General features: G+C 34.7%; 21 protein-coding genes and 1 pseudogene. 17 read left to right on the forward strand and 5 right to left on the reverse strand.

Features of this window, described 5'->3' with window-relative positions:
* Positions 1–119 precede the first annotated feature (119 nt).
* The 4 genes from ADJ83_RS12115 to ADJ83_RS12135 all read left to right on the forward strand — a co-directional run bounded on the left by ADJ83_RS12115 (position 120) and on the right by ADJ83_RS12135 (position 4,829).
* Positions 120–1,529 (forward strand): IS110 family transposase, encoded by a 1,410-nt coding sequence (locus ADJ83_RS12115; RefSeq protein WP_016205067.1) that lies wholly within the window; start codon positions 120–122, stop codon positions 1,527–1,529.
* A gap of 1,307 nt (positions 1,530–2,836) precedes the next feature.
* Positions 2,837–3,085, forward strand: coding sequence for a DUF3841 domain-containing protein (locus ADJ83_RS26225; RefSeq protein WP_231512558.1), 249 nt, complete (start codon positions 2,837–2,839; stop codon positions 3,083–3,085).
* 367 nt (positions 3,086–3,452) lie between these two features.
* Positions 3,453–4,337, forward strand: coding sequence for an NAD-dependent epimerase/dehydratase family protein (locus tag ADJ83_RS12130; protein ID WP_031537789.1), 885 nt, complete (start codon positions 3,453–3,455; stop codon positions 4,335–4,337).
* A gap of 78 nt (positions 4,338–4,415) precedes the next feature.
* On the forward strand, positions 4,416–4,829 hold the full coding sequence (locus tag ADJ83_RS12135) for an HIT family protein (protein ID WP_031537790.1): 414 nt from the start codon (positions 4,416–4,418) through the stop codon (positions 4,827–4,829).
* Between the two features lie 225 nt (positions 4,830–5,054).
* On the opposite strand, the gene ADJ83_RS12140 is transcribed toward ADJ83_RS12135, so the two are convergent.
* The gene (locus ADJ83_RS12140; protein ID WP_031537792.1) at positions 5,055–5,513 is read right to left on the reverse strand and encodes a DinB family protein; all 459 of its coding nucleotides are present in this window, start codon (positions 5,511–5,513) and stop codon (positions 5,055–5,057) included.
* A gap of 134 nt (positions 5,514–5,647) precedes the next feature.
* On the opposite strand from ADJ83_RS12140, the gene ADJ83_RS12145 reads away from it, so the two are divergent.
* The 7 genes and pseudogenes from ADJ83_RS12145 to ADJ83_RS12175 all read left to right on the forward strand — a co-directional run bounded on the left by ADJ83_RS12145 (position 5,648) and on the right by ADJ83_RS12175 (position 12,015).
* Positions 5,648–5,956 carry a hypothetical protein gene (locus ADJ83_RS12145; protein ID WP_031537793.1) on the forward strand — a complete coding sequence of 103 codons (309 nt, stop codon included), beginning with the start codon at positions 5,648–5,650 and terminating at the stop codon, positions 5,954–5,956.
* Positions 5,957–6,183: 227 nt separating this feature from the next.
* Positions 6,184–6,876: a response regulator transcription factor gene (locus ADJ83_RS12150; RefSeq protein ID WP_031537795.1), complete on the forward strand. Its 693-nt coding sequence runs from the start codon at positions 6,184–6,186 to the stop codon at positions 6,874–6,876.
* Positions 6,854–9,121: a sensor histidine kinase gene (locus tag ADJ83_RS12155; protein WP_031537797.1), complete on the forward strand. Its 2,268-nt coding sequence runs from the start codon at positions 6,854–6,856 to the stop codon at positions 9,119–9,121. Before ADJ83_RS12150 ends, ADJ83_RS12155 begins: the two co-directional genes overlap by 23 nt.
* 291 nt (positions 9,122–9,412) lie before the next feature.
* Positions 9,413–10,333 carry a ketopantoate reductase family protein gene (locus ADJ83_RS12160; protein WP_031537798.1) on the forward strand — a complete coding sequence of 307 codons (921 nt, stop codon included), beginning with the start codon at positions 9,413–9,415 and terminating at the stop codon, positions 10,331–10,333.
* Between the two features lie 31 nt (positions 10,334–10,364).
* On the forward strand, positions 10,365–10,796 hold the full coding sequence (locus ADJ83_RS12165; protein ID WP_031537800.1) for an NUDIX hydrolase: 432 nt from the start codon (positions 10,365–10,367) through the stop codon (positions 10,794–10,796).
* Between the two features lie 31 nt (positions 10,797–10,827).
* Positions 10,828–11,502, forward strand: a complete 675-nt coding sequence (locus ADJ83_RS12170; protein ID WP_031537801.1) for an HAD family hydrolase — start codon at positions 10,828–10,830, stop codon at positions 11,500–11,502.
* Positions 11,503–11,522: 20 nt separating this feature from the next.
* Positions 11,523–12,015 (forward strand): annotated as a pseudogene (locus ADJ83_RS12175) (dihydrofolate reductase).
* Between the two features lie 29 nt (positions 12,016–12,044).
* Here ADJ83_RS12175 and ADJ83_RS12180 read toward each other — a convergent pair.
* The 4 genes from ADJ83_RS12180 to ADJ83_RS12195 form a co-directional block, all read right to left on the reverse strand.
* Complete coding sequence (locus tag ADJ83_RS12180; RefSeq protein ID WP_031537802.1) at positions 12,045–12,590, reverse strand: GNAT family N-acetyltransferase; 546 nt, start codon at positions 12,588–12,590, stop codon at positions 12,045–12,047.
* An 83-nt stretch (positions 12,591–12,673) separates the two neighbouring features.
* On the reverse strand, positions 12,674–13,180 hold the full coding sequence (locus tag ADJ83_RS12185; protein WP_031537805.1) for a GNAT family N-acetyltransferase: 507 nt from the start codon (positions 13,178–13,180) through the stop codon (positions 12,674–12,676).
* A gap of 192 nt (positions 13,181–13,372) precedes the next feature.
* Complete coding sequence (locus ADJ83_RS12190) at positions 13,373–13,627, reverse strand: YueH family protein (protein WP_048717823.1); 255 nt, start codon at positions 13,625–13,627, stop codon at positions 13,373–13,375.
* A gap of 140 nt (positions 13,628–13,767) precedes the next feature.
* Positions 13,768–14,295: an isochorismatase family protein gene (locus tag ADJ83_RS12195; protein WP_031537807.1), complete on the reverse strand. Its 528-nt coding sequence runs from the start codon at positions 14,293–14,295 to the stop codon at positions 13,768–13,770.
* Positions 14,296–14,530: 235 nt separating this feature from the next.
* Between ADJ83_RS12195 and ADJ83_RS12200 the strand changes: the two genes are divergently transcribed.
* From ADJ83_RS12200 to ADJ83_RS12225, 6 genes are all read left to right on the forward strand, one after another.
* Entirely contained in the window at positions 14,531–14,968 is a 438-nt protein-coding gene (locus ADJ83_RS12200; RefSeq protein WP_031537809.1) for a DinB family protein, read from the forward strand.
* A 55-nt stretch (positions 14,969–15,023) separates the two neighbouring features.
* The gene (locus ADJ83_RS12205; RefSeq protein ID WP_031537810.1) at positions 15,024–15,857 is read left to right on the forward strand and encodes an alpha/beta fold hydrolase; all 834 of its coding nucleotides are present in this window, start codon (positions 15,024–15,026) and stop codon (positions 15,855–15,857) included.
* Between the two features lie 290 nt (positions 15,858–16,147).
* Positions 16,148–16,792: a TVP38/TMEM64 family protein gene (locus ADJ83_RS12210; RefSeq protein ID WP_109769020.1), complete on the forward strand. Its 645-nt coding sequence runs from the start codon at positions 16,148–16,150 to the stop codon at positions 16,790–16,792.
* Positions 16,793–16,911: 119 nt separating this feature from the next.
* On the forward strand, positions 16,912–17,139 hold the full coding sequence (locus tag ADJ83_RS12215; protein WP_031537814.1) for a hypothetical protein: 228 nt from the start codon (positions 16,912–16,914) through the stop codon (positions 17,137–17,139).
* 79 nt (positions 17,140–17,218) lie between these two features.
* A complete protein-coding gene (locus ADJ83_RS12220) occupies positions 17,219–17,686 on the forward strand; it encodes a hypothetical protein (protein WP_031537815.1) in 468 nt (155 codons plus the stop codon).
* Between the two features lie 354 nt (positions 17,687–18,040).
* Positions 18,041–18,898, forward strand: coding sequence for an AraC family transcriptional regulator (locus ADJ83_RS12225; RefSeq protein ID WP_031537817.1), 858 nt, complete (start codon positions 18,041–18,043; stop codon positions 18,896–18,898).
* Positions 18,899–18,904 lie beyond the last annotated feature (6 nt).

Consider the following 18,904-nt stretch of genomic DNA (forward strand, 5'->3'; position numbering starts at 1 on the left):
GGTGCCTAGTATAGTAAATAGGTCAAATAATTAGAAAAAAGCCACCGTTTTCATTGTAAAATGGAAGTACCTATCACAGAACTTCCAATCTTACTACCCTTACCAAGGAGATGAAAACGATGGCATATTCAATATTTAACCACATTCAAGGTAAAAAAGGAAGTCGATGGGCAGAGTTCTTGAGAGAGACAGGGACAGAAAATTTAATGTTAGTGGCGATTGATGCGGCAAAGTTTACACAAAAAGCATTGATTTGTACGTTTTATGGGGACATTTTAGTCAAACCTTTCGAGTTTGATGCTTCTATGACTGGTTTCGACTATTTAAAGAGAATCATTGAGTCGGAAAAGAATAAAAACAGACTGAAAGAAGTAGTAGTGGGGATTGAAACGACAGGGCATTATTACGAGGATCTTGTTAGAAAAAGTCATTCGCTTGGCTATCATGTTCGAACTTTGAATGCAGCTACTACTGCCCAGGAAAGACAAACCCTATTAAATTGGTCTAAGACGGATAATTTAGATCTAATGGCCATTGTTCAATCCATGATTCATGGCCGGGGGACATCCAACGAGTTAGCTTCTGGTGATGTGCTAAGCCTACAGAAACTTACACGTGCCCGACGCGAATTAGTGGGGGAACGAACAGCTACTCAAAACTTGATTCGTATGCATTTAGACCATATTTTTAGGGAATTTCAGGGGAAATCCGTCTGGGTAAAAGGAAAGCGTGAAAAAGTGGAACCATTTAGTAATTTGTTTGGAAAAGCACCTCTCTACCTCATGAGGCATTATCCCCATCCAAGCGATATTTTAAAGCTTGGGGAAAAGGGATTACGTGATCTTTCCATTCGTGAAAACTTAAAAATAAGAGACAACACCATTCAGATTCTATTAAACTATGCGGAAAATTCGATATCTCAACCCAAAGCATCTTTAGAGGGGGACATTTTTCTCCTAACTCAAAAATTGGATCGTTTTGAATTATTGAATAACCAAATTGGTGAATTAGAACGTAAAATTGAAGATTTGTTTGTTGGTATGGAGGGAGCAGTTATTCTAAGTGTTCCTGGGATAGGAGTGGTTACTGGAGCTGAATTATACGCTGAAATGGGCGATATCTCCGATTTCGAACATGCGGGGCAATTAATTAAATTGGCAGGGACCAATCCTATTGTGAAGCAATCGGGAGGGAAAAGACCATCTTATTTCTGTATTTCTAAACAAGGAAGAAGAACATTCCGAAATATCACCTACCAGGTAGGTAAATCCCTAGCTGTAAATAATCCCGAAATGAAACAAAGATATAAAGCCTTTAAGGAGCGTGGAAAACTCACGGGTCAGGCCTATATAGCCTTAGGAAACCGAATGATTCGCCTAGCCTTTTCCATGATTCGAAACCATACCTTATACCATACGGATCAAGAGAACTATGTTCTAGTAGATGAAATAAGTAAGAAGCTTAGAGTCGCTAACACAAAACGGTTTTATGAAGTCCACGTCTTGTCAAATACTTGCCTATCAGCTTAATTTAGAAGTTTATCGTACCATTATTTAACCTTTTATAAATTTATTATTGTTTGAGCTAAAATGGGGCTCCTCTAGGACGTTAGATCACATTGTATTTCGTGCCTGAGGCTTTAGACCTCGTGTGCCAGCGTTATGGATCTTGTCCTGCAAATACGAATAATACGTGAAAATCGAAGTTTATATTCGCTAGGCGGTATCCCTGTAGGATGAAACGCAAGGTCCTTTCACGCTCTAGAGGAGCCCTATAATAATACTCTGTGATGGTTGATTCTTCCTAAAAATGGAAATAGGGGACTTTTCTTAAAGTTTGTCTTTTTTCTAAGAAATTTCCATTTGACTTATTTACCATTATACGCTGGCACCATAAAAAGACAAAAGGTATTTAAATGTCCTTGCTGAGAGGACATTTAAATACCTTTATTTATTGTTAAATGGAAGAAACCCTGTTTGAATAAAGATTTCAGACGCTTATTATAGCTGCTTTTGTTAAAGAGGTGAAGATGAAAGCGTTTCAGTGGTAGCCTACTAATCTTCTAAAAATATAAGTAACCCCGTTCAAACAAATTAATATTACCATCTCTCCAAACGAAAAAACCAATATAGTTAAAAATAAATCAAAGTAGAATTCGCCTATAGATAAAAAATCTGCTGTATCTGTTGTCGAAGTTTTAAACAGAAAGAAAAAGAAAGTGGAGCATAGGAGTCCTATATAAATACATACCCAGTGATGATAAAAATTTATCTTAAATTTACTGCGCCAAAACCATACATTTAAAGGCAAAAAAGTGATAAGAAAATATAAAAGCTGCAAAAGGAAATCGGAAATTTTAACATAAAAGAATAAATACTGATGTAAACAAAAAATGACGATATTAATAAGTATGATTAATAGAAGTGATTGTTTTTGTTGCAAATAAATACCCCCTGTCAATATTTATAAGATCATTAAATGAAATCAAGGTTGATTCCAAAAAAATGAGGTAACGAAAGGGATTACAACCATTAATATATAAAAGAAGGACATTACCGATAAGGCCGCAAATTTTGAAGAATCCTTTTTTTCCTAAGCAACCGAAGATTATCCCAATAATAGGAAAAAGCCTAAGGAGTATTATAGAGAGAGTATTGGGAAAAGGGAGACTCATAAAAAACGCAAGTATGTAAGCCACAGAAGATACGGAAAAAATAGTAAAAGATCCAACGCTATAGTAATTCTGTTTCATAGAATTTCCTTTCCTTTTTTGTTTAATATTACCATAACGATGATTTTTCTGAAATAGCGAAATAAAAGATAAGGAGCTTGATTGATGCCTATATACTTCACCAACCAAGCAACCGAAGTGGTAAAAATCTTAAATCAAATCGGCTACTTCATTGGGGATGAGAAGTTTGTGGATAAAGATTTCCTCCATTCTTATCAATGGATGATCAAACAAATGGATAAGAGGCTGAATAATAATGGTTTGTTTCCAGTTTGGCTTTGGATGAAAAAACCGAATTTAAAGCATGAAAGTCTCTTTCAGAAAGGTACAAAAATTGTATGTTTAACAGTATAAATACCTGATAAAAAAGTGCTCCTTTCTGATTTTGAAGCATGGCATTGTGTGTTAAATAACGGCTTTTGTGCGATTTCAGAGGAAGAAGATAGGGTGTTTGAACAGGGGGAATTAACGATTACAAAGGAACAAAGCTGGAAAGAATATTTCACTTAGCGAAATTACGACACGCAGAAATGTGGAATAATGGGTGCCAAATTGTTCAGGGCGTTACATCTGGGATTTAGAAAGAACAAATTTTGAATGCAGAATATTTTATTGCAAAATAATGTAGTTTTTTGGAAATAATATAATGGATTAAAAAGGAGGAAATAGCTCCTCTTTATGGAATTTCTAAAGTAAAATCAAAGAGTAGGGGATAAAAAGAATGAAAAAAATATTAGTACTTGGTGGAACTCGTTTTTTCGGAAAAAAGCTTGTGGAAATGTTATTGGAAGAGGGGCATCAGGTTACGATTATGACCCGTGGGACAACAAGTCATTCATTTGGCGATCAAGTAGAGCATATCATCGGTGATCGATCTATGAAGGAACAACTTATTAATCATTTTGACTGTCGAAAATTTGATATTGTTTATGATAATATTTGCTATACATCAAATGAAGCAAGAGATTTTTGTGAGATTTTTAACGGGAACATTGGCAAGCTTGTGTTTACTTCTTCCTTATCGACGTATGCTGCAGATGGAATGGAAAAGAGAGAAGAAGACTTTGATCCGTATCATTATCCGATAGCATGGGGAGATAAAGAGGCATTTACATATAACGAAGGAAAGCGACAAGCAGAAGCCGTTTTCTTTCAGTATGCAACATTTCCAGTTGTGGCAGTAAGGTTCCCTATCGTGTTAGGGGAAGATGATTACACAGGTCGTTTGCATTTTCATGTGGAGCGGATTCAGCAAGGAAAAACGATTGGCTTTGTTAATATGGATGCAGAAATGTCCTTTATTCTTGCCACAGAAGCTGCTATGTTTCTAAAATGGGCAGGTTTTTCAGACGTGGAAGGACCATTTAATGCAACCGCAGATGGGAAAATTTCAATGGGAGAATTAATCCGTATGATTGAAAAGGTTACAGGGCATGCTGCGAAAATAACGTTAAAAGGGGACGAAGAAAACACCTCCCCATTTGCCATTCCTGCCACATGGTATATGAATACGGAAAAGGCAGGAAAAGCGGGCTTTGTGTTCACTAATCTGGATGATTGGTTGCCAGCTTTGATTGAGAAAATTGCAGGCAAAGATAAGCATTGATTGTGATGCTTAGGGGGGAATTTGATATTTTTTGGTGATGTGGCGGATGAATAAAGAGATAGTTATAGGAGAAGAAAAATGGCTTATGATTTAGATTGTCCTTTATGTAATCCACATAAAGATAGGGACCAAAATATTGTCCTGGAGAATGAAACATGTTATTTTTTGCAACATAACAAACATCAAGGTATCTTAGAGGGTAGCGGTTTAATAATTCCTAAAAAACATCACAAGGACGTCTTTGAATTAACACAAGAAGAGTGGAACGATACATATGAGCTAGTACATGAGGCAAAAAAGTTTATAGATAATTACCATTCTCCTGATGGCTATACAATAGGATGGAATGTAGGAAAAGTTTCTAACCAAGAGATTTTTCATTGTCATCTTCACCTAATACCAAGATATAAGGATGAACCATTGGCTGGAAAGGGTATTAGATATTGGTTAAAACAAGAGGAAAATAGACGAGTAAAAGGGGAAAGTGAATAGCTTTTATAGTGTTAAAGACACCAAAACGAGATAATGTAGTCATTTTTTTATAGATACAGATAATAACCACTGAAATTGTTTGTTCAGTGGTTTTGATTTTTTGTAGGATCCGAATCCTTCGTTGCTTTAGATAATAAAACTTTTACCGATTATTTCTAATGAGAATATGGTAAGCATAATTTCGCTTAACGATTTCATAGGGCCATTTTTTCTTCCCAAATATCTCTAAATAAACCTTTTCAAATCATTTATCGCCTGTAAATGCATGCCTTCATGAAAAATCGTTCGAATTAATACTTGTTCGATTGTGTGCATGCCCATATCGATTGGGGGATATTCTTTTTCAAGCTCATTGCGATATTTCTCTAATATTTCTTGTGGTTGAGCGTTTAAAAGCTCTTTTAATTCATGGAAGGATGGTGTCTCATCTGTGAAGTTAGCTGGTGTTGTACCGAAACCAAACCATTGATTAAATTGCTTCGAAGTAGGAGAGGCTACTTTTGTTAATGCCTCGATCCATAAAAACTGATCGAGATAAAGGTGACCGAGATTCCAGCGGATATTATTATTAAATCCATCTGGGACGATTTCCGCTTGCTCGTCTGTCACCATTTCAACAGTCCCTAAAAGTTCCTTCCGATAGGTTTCCAATTGTTTAAATAAATTTTCATGACGTGCTTCCATTTTACACACTCCTTAAACATAAACTTACAATCATTGATTCGCTATGGGGATATCTTTTTCCTGCACTGAAAAGAATAGTGCATTTTTCTAACGGAAATACTAGGGAAAACAGGAATAAAGGTAGGAGGAATACAATGCCTAGCAAAGATGAAGAACTTAGCGAAGAAGTAGAGAAGGAAACGACGAATACAAAAAAGAAAGAAGGAGAGGTAGATAAATTAAACCGCATGCTAGCAGCAGTGTTGGAGTATATTTCGGATGATGAGGTAGAAGAAATCGACATTGATTACATATTGGATCAAACAGAAGGCCTTCGTGACTGGTGGAATCTATACCGAGAGAAAAACCGCAAGCGCATGGAAGAAGAAATAAAAGAGTCATTAGGGGAACTGTCCCTTGAGGAACTAGAGAAGATTCGGGAACAAATAAAGGCTAAACAATAAGAAAAATGGTTTTCATCAATAGTGGATGAAAGCCATTTTTCTTTTACCTAGTGAAAGAAATGATTACAACGAAATAGTGGTGTGAACAAAACTATTCCTCTGATAGAATGAGAGAATGGAATATCCTAGTAGAATATTAAGAAAATCTTAAGAAATTTGCTTAGCAGATATTAAGATTTTTTGCCTATGATAGAGACAGCGAAGAGAGAGAAAGCAGGTGGTTGTTGTTGGAGAAAGTAAGTGTGCTAGTAGTGGATGATGAGAAAGAAATTAGAGATGCCATTGAAATATATCTTAAAAACGAAGGGATTACCGTTTTAAAAGCAAGTGATGGCCTAGAGGCATTGGATATTTTAATGGAACAAACTGTTCATTTAATTCTAATGGATATTATGATGCCGAATTTAGATGGGATTTCTGCTACTTATAAAATTCGTGAACAAAAAAATATCCCGATTATTATGCTGACCGCGAAAAGTGAAGATACGGATAAAATACTGGGATTGCAAATAGGCGCTGATGATTATATCACAAAACCATTCAATCCAATGGAACTAGTCGCAAGAGTGAAATCGCAATTACGAAGATATGTGACACTTGGAACCTTTGATGGTGTGAAGAAAAAAATAGACCTTCATGGCTTAACATTAGACCAGGAGGCAAAAGAAGTAGCGGTAAATGGAGAAAGTGTAAAGCTAACGCCAATTGAATATAAAATCGTTGTTTTATTGATGAAAAATGCAGGCAGAGTGTTTTCCATTGCGGAGATTTATGAAAGTGTATGGAAGGAACCTGGATACAATGCCGAAAATACAGTCGCGGTACATATTCGAAAAATACGCGAGAAAATCGAAGTGGATCCAAAAAATCCGCGTTTTTTAAAGGTGGTGTGGGGCATTGGCTACAAAATGGAGAAGTAGAGGGGTTTTTATTGTAGTTTTTATTGTTTGGACATTGTTGGTTACGATAGGGCTTAGTGGGCTAGCGCCGCTAAAAATATGGCTAACGCAATATATACATACAAATTATTATGACTCCACCAAGTTTGAAGACAAACGAATGTATTTTACAGAACTATTAAGTGATTATCAGTTATATCAGGTGCCAATAGAAGAAGCGAAAAAGAACATCAGCGTCACGAAAGAAGAAATCGCTGAATATCGTGATTCATACGCAAGTCTAAATGAACAAATGCAATTAATTAATGAGCAATATGAAGAAGATATAGCCCTAGCAATCGAAAATGGCGATGATGCAGTAGAGGAGCTTTTAACAGAAGAAAGAGATCGAGATATAAAGGAAATCACAGAGCTATTGCCAAATGATGAATATGTCCAAGAAAAAATAAAAGAAGAAAAGCAATTAGAGGTAGATCGATATTATCGAGATTTGGAAAATACAAAATATGAATTTGAGCAATGGGCTGAATCATTCTATTATTATTTAAAAAACAGTAAAACGGAAGCAGTTGTAACTAATATGACTCTTTCTCCAGAAGAAACAGTAGATAAGATAATTAACAAGGAAAATGCAAATTTCTTCGGCAACTACTATTTTACTGCGGAAACAGAGAAGTTAAATTTGCCAGGACAATCAATAATCTACAGGGATAATGGATTTACAATGTGGTCATGGGAAGATGGAAATACGCCTACTATCGTAAATCAGTTAAAAAAAGAGATTGGTAATTATGAAGGAGTTGTTGCTGTACCAAAAAAATTAAGTAATGGTAGTTTGCTGATAGAGGAAGAGAATAAGTATTATGCTTATCAAAAGAAAATGATTTTTGGAAGCTCATTGAGCATTATCAGTTTAGTAGTATGTATTTTCATGCTTGTAAAAAGGAAAATCAGCTTTGCGCAATGGGACTATCCTTCTTATCGAAAGGTTCCAATTGATATCCGATATATGCTATTGGTGATAAGTGCCATATTAGCTGTTATTGGACTATGGGGAATCGGGGACCAACTATCCATGAAGGTGAATGAATTAGGAGGAAATTGGGGTGATATTCTTGCCTTTCTTCTTTTGGCATGGGTATTTGTAACACTATCTCTCATTCAAGGCTATCTACTATTTAAAGAGAAAATAAAGTGGAAAAATACTTTTATAAGTATAAGTTTAAATAAGATGAAAACAGCTATTTCACAGCTTCTATCCAGTAGAGATTTTACCAAAAAAGCGATTGGTAGCTTGCTAGTGATTTTTATGTTAGGTCTATTTTTACCAATAAGTCTGGTATTGCAAATTCTTATCCCATTCTATTTAGTAGCTGCCCTTATCATTGGAATTCCAGTTATTATTTTTGTGGTGAGAAATATAAAGGCTTCTAGTAAGCTGCTTGCACAAACGAATGCGGTAATAAATGGGGACTTACATCAAGAAATATCAATCCAAGGGGCGAAAGAGTTAACAGCATTTGCGGATCATATTAATACGTTAAAATCTGGGGTAATTGTTTCAAAGACAGCCCAGGAAAAAAGCGAACGCCTAAAAACCGAATTAATTACGAATGTCAGTCACGATCTACGAACACCTTTAACATCCATCATTAACTATACGGAATTATTGAAAAATAAACATCTATCAGAGGAAGAAAAAGATGGTTATCTGGCCATTATTGACCGTAAATCACAGCGGTTGAAAGTATTGATTGATGATTTATTTGAAGTTTCGAAAATGGTTAGTGGCAATGTGGAATTGAAGAAGGAAAAGGTAGATTTAGTGCAGCTTTTACAGCAAGCATTAGGAGAATATGATGAAACAATCAAATCCTCTACTCTTGATTTTCGTGTAACCAATCAAGAGCCGTCGATTAATGCAGTAGTAGATGGGCAAAAACTATGGAGAGTATTTGATAATTTAATAGGAAATATTTTGAAGTATTCCTTGAAGCATTCTCGTGTCTACCTTTCGATTAAACAAGAAAAAGGGCAAGCGATTCTTCAATTTAAAAATATTTCTAAGTATGAACTAGATGACAATATGGATGAATTATTTGAGCGTTTTAAACGAGGGGATACCTCTAGACATACGGAAGGATCCGGACTTGGACTTGCGATTGCAAAATCGATTATCGACCTTCATGAGGGAGTAATGACGATTGATACAGATGGAGATTTATTTAAAATAACGCTCGTGCTTCCTGTAAATAACATGCAGTGAAACTAACCATATATAGAAAACAAGCGGCATATTTGTATTCATTGGTTTACCCGATAATGAGAAATGAAGTGACTTCAAGGAAAATTGTATGCGATATACTGAAGGAACATAAAGATGTAGAAGAGAAAGCAATCATTCGCAAAGCCATTAACAAAGCGATTGAAGCAGGTAAAGATAAGATAGGATAGAAGATACTTCCTTTTCGTTGATGAAAAGGAAGTATTTTTACTAGAAATATATGTTAGAATAATTTAAAAGATTATGAATAATTGCAGAAAGAAGGAAAGAAAAGTGACCATCAAAAAAATCGGTATCGTAGGACTTGGAGCAATTGGTGCAGTATACGGCAAAATGCTTCAGGAAGTAGAAGGATTAGAAGTACAAATTATTGTCGATGAGCATAGAAAAACAAAATACGAAAAAGAAAAGTACTATATAAACGGGGAGGAAACCTCCTTTCAGTACATCAATCATGAAACACAATCAGAAGCCTTTGAACTGATTATTCTTGCAGTAAAATATGGACAGCTTCAAGAAGCAATCTCCCTAATTCGTCCATTTGTAGGAGGGAAAACAGTAATTCTTTCCTTATTAAATGGGATTACAAGCGAGGAAGAAATAGCACAAAGCTATGGGGAAGAAAAGATTCTCTATTCCATCTGCAATGGTATTGACTCAACAAGAGAAGACAATCGAATCTATTACAGTACTCCTGGGATTATCACTTTTGGGGAAAGAGTAAATATAGAGCTGACGGATTGCGTAAAAGAGGTCAGAGAATGCTTAGAAAGAGCAAGCATACCAGTTGATGTACCAGAAGATATGGAACGAGCACTATGGAATAAGTTCATGATTAACGTAGGCATGAATCAAGCTTCCGCTGTAACGAGAGCTCCATATGCCTTCTTTCAAAAAGAAGGACCAGCAAGAGAACTAGCAAAAAGTGCGATGAAGGAAGTAATTCAGCTTGCTCAGGCTAAGGAGATTGACCTAACAGAAAAAGACGTGGATTATTTTTTTGCCAATGTATTAAGCAAAGTTAGTGGTACAGGAAAGACATCAATGTTGCAGGATATCGAAGCTGGCAGAAAAACAGAAGTCGCTTTATTTGCCGAAAAAGTTATCGATTATGGTCAGAAGCTTGGCATCGAAACACCTATTAATCAAGCATTCTATCGAATTATTAAAACAGTGGAGGAAATGCAAGGGTAGAAAAGCTCTAAAAAGAACGGAGGGAAATCAATTGATTAAAAGTACACAACAGCAATGGTCACCGCCAAAACATATCGTTTCAGCAGCGACGATTGTTATCAATGAACAGGGCGAAATTCTATTAATCAAGGGACCTAAAAGAGGCTGGGAAATGCCAGGCGGACAAGTGGAAGAGGGAGAGTCCTTGAAAGATGCTGCAGTTAGAGAAGCGAAAGAAGAATCAGGTATTGATATTGAAGTAATCAAATTTTGTGGAATCTTTCAAAATGTCAACCGTTCTATATGCAATACGCTGTTTTTAGCAAAACCAGTTGGAGGGGAATTAACCACTTCTCCAGAAAGTTTGGAAGTAGGGTATTTTTCCATTGAGAAAGCGTTGGAAATGGTGACACATAAGAATTTTAGAGAAAGAATAGAGAAATGTTTGGATGAAAGTAGCCAACCTTTTTATGTGGAATTTTAAATGGTAAGGGTAAGAAAGGCGATGAAATTATATGAGCAACTACAAAGCAGTGCTATTTGATTTAGATGACACCTTGCTTGATAGAGATAATGCCGTAGATAAACTGTTTTTCATTATGTTAGAAAAATGTTATGAGGATATTAACGATTCCTTAAAAAAAGAAATGCTGCAAGAATTCAAAGAACAGGATAAGAAATGCTATGGTCAAAAGGATAAAACAAAGGTTTTGGAAGCATTTTTCGATGCGTTTCCACCGAAATACAGAATACCACACAATGATATCTTAGTTTTTTGGAATAATCATTTTCCGTATTGTTTTTCTGTGAATCAAGATACGATTAATATAGTTAATAGGTTAAAGAGCCTAGTGAAGGTTGCAATTATCACAAATGGTACTGTTCAAAGACAAAAAGCAAAAATAATCAACACCAATTTACATCATTATTTTGATACCATCATCATTTCCGATGAAGTAGGAATTAGTAAACCGGACAAACGCATATTTGAGCTAGTTTTAAATAAGCTTAATGTGCAGCCAGAGGATACATTATTTGTTGGGGATGACATAGAAAGTGATATTGGTGGTTGTCAAAATGCCAATTTAAAAGGTATATGGTTTAATCCACGTAAGATTAAGAACGCTACCAAGATAAAACCATTTGCGGAGATTGATTCTTTTGATCGACTATTAAGCTATTTTACATAAGTCAATAGGGGGAGTGCTTCATGAAGGACTCTTTAATTGTAGCGATGGACAAAAACAGAGTAATTGGGAAGGATAATGATATTCCTTGGAGAATTCCGAGAGATTGGGAGTATGTGAAAAAGATTACTTCAGGGCATCCAATTATTTTAGGAAGAAAAAACTTTCAATCTATTGGAAGAGCACTAAGTAGCAGAAGGAATATCGTCTTATCTAGAGACAGAGAAATAGTATTTGATGGCTGTGAAATGGCTCATTCACTAGATGAAGTCTTTACATTATGTGAAAAGGAAGAAGAAATATTTATTTTTGGCGGAGAAGTAATTTATAGAATATTTCTTCCATATGTAGAAACAATGTATATAACCAAGATTCATGCAGAATTTGAAGGTGACACTTTCTTTCCAAATGTTGATTTGCACGGAATGGAAGGAGACATCTGTTACCCAAGGAATAACAGATGAAAATAACCCTTATTCTTACTATTTTCATGTATATGAACGCTTGGCTTTTTAAACAGTATGTGTGTTTATTAACTAACACCATTACTTGAATAACTTATACCAGTACAAAGTGGTCTCAATAATTGGATTATATGACTGCTTTAGTGTATCAGCCCCACCTAGTATGAATCCTTGTTTCACATAAAATCTGCATGCACCAAGATTATCATCTTGTGCTTCCAAGGACATCCCGATAAGATTTCTTTGTTTTGCCCACTCTTCCGCTTTATTTAAGAGCAACTTTCCGATTCCATTTCCTCTATAATCTTTTTTTGTAGCAATGTTTTCAATATAACAGAAGCGATTCCAATCCTTCATTATTCTAATTTGTCCTATGCAAGTATTATTCATATAAGCTAAAAACAAAGCTTTATCCTCTCGATTTATATATTGGCTCCAATCAAGTTTATCATCTGGAAACCGTGTTTCTCTAATTTCTTCAAAAAGAATCTCTTTATAAGACCATTTGCCTGATTGTAAACTAGGGACAACTCTGCCATACAACTTAAAACAATCATTTGTCTTATTGATATCCTCTATTAAATCAATGTTTAATGGAGTTATAATAATTTTATTTTCATTATTCAAAATTTCCCACTTCCTTTTTAAATGTACGGTAGGCAAGGGGTCAAGTTAATATTCTTGTTCCCCTTGAGAAAACTATTATCCATTCACTTAAAAACAAACCCAAAATAAGCTTCTTCCTGTTCTGTATCCTCGAAATATTTTATTCCCATATACTGAAAGCCAATTTTGCCAAGTACTTCTAAAGAAGCCTTGTTTTCAATACTAGCAGAGGCAATTACTTTTTGAACACTTCCTTGCTTTTCAGCAAACTTCATACATGCAATCGCCGCTTCTGTCGCATACCCTTTGTTCCAATTTTCTTTTGTAAAATGGAAAATTAGCTCTACTTCGTCTATGGAATCCTCTATATTAAAGCCAGCTGCCCCAATCACCTGATTGCTAGCCAAATCAACTACTCCATAAACAGAAAGACCGAAGTCAGCTTGACTTTGCTCGTAAAAGTCAATAACTTGTGGAAGTAAGGAAGAGTCTGTACTTCCGCCACAATACTTCATGACTTCTTCGTTTCCCCAAAACTGTTCACATGCTTCTACATCTTCTATTGTTAATAATCGAAAACCTAATCGTTTACTTGTAAAAAGAAACTCCAAGAAAAAAACTCCTTTACATTCTGTTCTTTATTTCCCCATTTTAGCTTAGGAGAATCGGTTTATGCAATGAATTGTAGAGTAGAGAATAGGCAGGGAGAAAATTAATGGATGGAAAAGGCACAAAAGAACACTGATGATGATCTTTTGTGCCTTCAAGCATGACTTTATATGAATGAAAGGATAGAGACTTTCTTACAATGAATTTTCATACTTTCCAAGAGATGCCGTGATACATTCTGCTAGTTCAGAGCAATTTCCTTCAAACATGTGAAATGTTAAAGAATGAAGTAAATGATTAAATTGATCATGGGCTGATTCTGATTTACGGAGTTCTGTAGACCAATTAATTTTAGGGATAGAAATAACAAAAGAATCAGTTGTTTTCATGATATATAATTTCGTGTCTTTTAGTCCGAAGGGAGCAATATCCTCTAGCAAGGTAATCATAACAACAACCTCCGTCTTTTTTTATTTCCATTATACTCCTTTTTTTCGACTTTATTTTCCAAAAGTAGAAGATTTAAATAAAATGTTAAAGGAATGATATGTTTGAAATATAAAAGTGCCAATGAATTTATTTGTAACCTTTATAGTTTTAATACCCCTTTTATCACTGTCAGAAATCGATTATTCCAAATTGCTTCATGATGATTAATAATATCATCTGCATGTAAAACGGAGCCATTAATCGTACTTTGGGTGTTTTGGAAAAGTAGATTATTTTGATATCCCAAGCTATAAGCTGCTCGAATAGTAGTATCAAGACAAAATTCAGTTTGTGCACCAGCAAATATAAGCTGTTCTATTTTCATGCTTTTTAAATAATCCAAAAGTTCTGTTTGATAGAAAGCGTCCCATTTTGTTTTTTTGATTATCTTATCCTCAGAGGAAACTATTAAATTTTGGTGAAGTTTCCAATCATCTTTTCCCTCAAAAAGCTCATCCTGATCATTTAAATCTGTATGTTGAATAAAAATAACCTGAATATTTTTTTCGTGAGCTTGATTGATTAGTATATTGATGTTTTGTAAAATTTGATCCTTATTGAATAAATAGTATTGGGGATGGTTAAAGAAAATTTCTTGCATATCGATGATAATAAGTGCTTGTCTCATAAAATAACACTTCCTGTTTGTTTCTTTTAAAGTATAGCAGATGGAAAAGGAGCTAAACAAGGACAAATCATGGCTAATAAATTATAAGCTAAAGGTCGATTCGTTTAAAAGTCAGAATAAACGAATTTTAGTGTTGAATTTATGATAGAATAGTCTATAATCAAAATGCGAACATATATTCTTTTTAGGAGGAGCGTTATTGGAGAATACATATATTACTAGCGCACTAAATCAAATGGAAATAGCTTTAAAAACAATAATTGAAATAATAGAGACATTAGAAGAGGCTGACTTACAGAAAATGCCTGCAAGTAATAAGCGTTCGATAGGTGAGCTATTAGAACATATTGCTGTAATTTGTAAGGCTGATTTATTGATAGCGAACAGTGCAACACAAAAAGAGATGAGTGAATATTATTCTAGTGTTTCATTAAAAAGTGTGAACGCTATAAAAGATGCTATCGCTTATAATTATGAAACATTAAAAGAAAGCTATAGCAATCTCACAGAAACGGAATTACAAGAAAGAACGACATCCTATTGGGGAGTAACCTATACAAGGTATGAATGGCTATTAGAAATAGTCGCACATATCTATCATCATAGAGCTCAATTACACACCTTGCTTGTTTTCTGTTATGGAAAAGACTTGAATATTTCATTATTTGAATAAGCTACATCAATAGATACATATATATTTTAGAGTAAATTAAGAGGGAGACTGAAAGATGCCATACTGCAAAGTGAAAAACGCAAATATATACTATGAAGATATAGGTTCAGGAATTCCGATAATTATGGTACATGGATTTACTCCAGATCATCGACTTTTGAGCGGTTGTATGGAACCTATCTTTAAAGAGAAGGAAGGATGGAGACGAATCTATATTGATCTACCTGGAATGGGAAAAACTAGGGATTACGAAAAAATACATAACTCGGATGGAATGTTAGAAGCAGTAGTAAGCTTTATTCATACGGTGATACCTAATCAACCATTTTTAATCGTAGGAGAATCCTATGGTGGCTATTTAACTAGAGGAATCATTAAGGAACATAAAGAGCAAATATTAGGAGCTGCATTCATTTGTCCTATGATTATACCAGATAAAGAAAAGAGATTACTTCCAGACCACACAATTGTTTATGCGGATCATGGATTTTTAGCAAGCTTAGCAGAAGATGAGCTTAGCGATTTCCAATCAAATCAAGTAGTTTTGGATGATTACAATTGGAAGCGATATAAGGAAGAAATACTGTCAGGATGCAAAATAGCGGATTCTGTATTCTTAGATAAAATTCAAGAGAGCTATGGATTTTCTTTTTCAATCGATGATGTCCTATTTCAGAAACCAAGTGTCTTTTTACTTGGCAAACAAGATTCTGTGGTTGGATATAAAGATGCATTTGCAATTCTTGAAAATTATTCTAGAGCAACATTTGCTGTTTTAGATAGAGCAGGGCATAATTTGCAGATTGAACAAACAAAGTTATTTACTTCTATTATCATTGAGTGGTTAAATAGGGTAGAAGAAGATATTAGCCTTGCTCAAGAAAAGTAGACAAATATACTGGGTAAAAGACATTATTCATTTTTAAAGGTTTATGCTAATGAATAGTGTTTTTTTGTGCAATCATATATTGTTTGATGCCATTCATGAACATTTATTAGATAACACAGATTTATAGAAAATAAAAAAGGGTAGAAAACTGATAATTATAAAAAAAAGAAAAAGAATAAATTTGTAGTAAAATGAATCATCTAAAGTGTACCACTCTTTAGCATGTGACATATAATTTATGAAAAAGGTGATTTATTATAAAACATTTTTTGAAGCCATTCACGTTTTTTGTGACGATCAGCCTCTTTATTCTATTTATCCGTTATACAGATATCTTACAGGCGATTCGTCAAGGGGAGATTGATTCTGTCACATCTGTATTTAATGATAATATTTCATATGCACTTATAGTAAGTTTATTTATTATGATCATTCAAAATAGCTTTACCGTTATCCCGTTAATATTGGTTATTACCCTTAATTTTTACTCGTTTGGCTTCTTTTATGGTTTTTTGTGGAGCTGGCTTTCTAGTGTCGTAGCCGCGGTGCTTATCTTTCTTGCTACTCGTTTTTGGTTTCAAGATTTTGTTCATAGAAAAGTCAAAAATCACCAAGATATGCTTGATAAAATCGAACATAAAGGAATGAAATATGTAATATATGGTAGGGTTTTTCCTTTCTTCCCGACAAGTATTTTAAACATCATTGCAGGTGTAAGTACTATTTCCTTGCGTCCTTTTACTATTGGCACAGCGATAGGAAATTTCTTTTACTTCTTTATTCTTGCATTAATTCCCTACGGTGTATTTTCCACAAATATTAATCCACTCGCATTAATTGTTATTATTTTGCTGATAACTGGAATTTTTTATTATTTTAACAGAAGAAAGCCATCCGTTAAGGAAAAAGTAAAGGAAATAAAGAAAAGAGCATAGTCAATTTTCCCGATAGGTAGGATAGCTACTTTTCGGGTTTTTTATTTGTAAAAATTATGAAACTATTTCAGCGTAAGGTTCGTATACAAACTATAAGTATAAGAAGGGAGGAGTTTGCTATGTTAGGATTCATAATGATTGTATTTGCTGTGATCTTAATAGTAAATATTTTTAATGCTTCATCAAAAGGAAAGACAAATAATATAAGTCAACATGATAATAGCTATTATTTCCCACCATATTCAGGAAGACCAACAGATAGCTCTAATACATCATTCTTTGATGGAGGGAATGACTGTGGAGGTTCCTCTGATAGTGGGGGAGATTGTGGTGGCGGTGGAGAGTAAAAATTCCTCTTGAATTTTCTATTTATAATGAAAAATCGAAACTTTTCTGCAATATCAATCGTCCAATAATGAAAGAGGGATGAAAGGGGATAATAAGGTTCGCATGTTAATGGTGGTAACAATAATAGCATTTATTTTTGTTTGTATTTGGGTATTCATGGATACATTTTACTTTTCCAAGCCACCAAAACCTGAGGTGCTATGGGAGAATAATAGAATACCGACAACAATTGGCTCCAATTGCTGGCAAGGTTCTTTGAAAGGCTCCTGTGTCGATTATGTTTATGCATCAGCTTGGGATATGGGATTGAAAAATGGTTCTGTTCGAGTGGAACCGAATGCAACCATCACGATTGATTTTAATAAAAAACCTTTAGATGGATCATTACAGGTTGCAAAAGTATTTAAAGATGGTGAAGAGGAATTTATAGAGGTAGACAGAAACAAAATGACTGTTCCAGCCAAAAAAGGAATATATGTATATATGATCTATGCCCAATGGGATCAAGGAAATCCTAATTATACGTTCTCTGTTAAAGTAGAATAGGTTGTCTAAACCGAGCAGTTAGCGGGATAGACAGCCTATTTTACCGTGAGAAATACATACATAAATTATAAAGCAGGGATGGGAAAGAAATGAAAAATTATCCAATTTTAAATTTATTGGTGGCACTAATTTTTTTATTATTATTCTTTGCTAGTAAGAAGATATTTGACAACTATTTAGCTGCTCTCATTATATTTGGTACTTTATTTTGTATTTATTTAGGGCGGTCGATTCTCTATTTAATCCGTCATTTTGACAATCAGAAAACAAATCGTATATCTGTCAAAAGAAAGCAGAAATGAACCGGAAAACGATTAATAATAACTATATGATAGTACCAAGGATGTGAGAAAGGTGTCATGGTTGGAAGGATTACAAAAAGCATTGAACTATATCGAAAAAAATTTAGAAGAAAAGCTTGAGATAGAAGAAATTGCGCGTGTTGCGAATGTTTCTGCTTTTCACTTTCAACGCACATTCGCCATCCTTACTGAAATACCAGTAGGGGAGTATATAAGAAGAAGGCGGCTGACAATAGCTGGGCAAAGCTTGCTTCACTCAAGGGAAAAGATTATTGATATCGCTTTTAAATATGGATATGAAACACCTGAAGCTTTTACAAAAGCATATCGCAGGCAGCATGGTGTTACGCCGAGTGAAACGAGAAGAGGAGTTGGCAGCCTGAAAATATATAACCCACTCGTCATTCAAGTACAGCTGAAAGGGGCAGAACCAATGAAGGTAAAAATTGTAGAGAAAGAAGCATTTACTATTGTAGGTTTGAAAAAGTCTTATTCAATTAAAGAAGATGAAAATCTTCGTGAAATCCCTAAGCTTTGGGAAGAGGTAAATAATGAGGGAACAGTAAACGAACTATTAATGTTATCAGTAGGTGAAGTACCAGGTGTTCTTGGTGTTTGTGTAGACCAAACAGAAGTTGCAGGGAAAGACATGGATTACTGGATAGCGGTTGCTACAGAAGAAAAATCAGCAAAATATGACCAGCTTATCATTCCAGCATCTAAGTGGGCAGTTTTTGAAGTACATGGACCAATGCCCCATAGTATACAGAAAGTGTGGAAACAGATTTATTCGGAATGGATGCCAACTACCAGCTATAAACAGGGAGGATTCATCTCTTTTGAACGCTACACAGAAGATGATCCGTCCAGCGAAGATTGCTATTCGGAAATATGGATTCCAGTTAAATAAAAAAAA

Origin of the sequence: Bacillus sp. 522_BSPC, from assembly GCF_001076885.1 — a bacterium.
Classification (GTDB): Bacteria; Bacillota; Bacilli; order Bacillales; family Cytobacillaceae; genus Niallia; species Niallia hominis.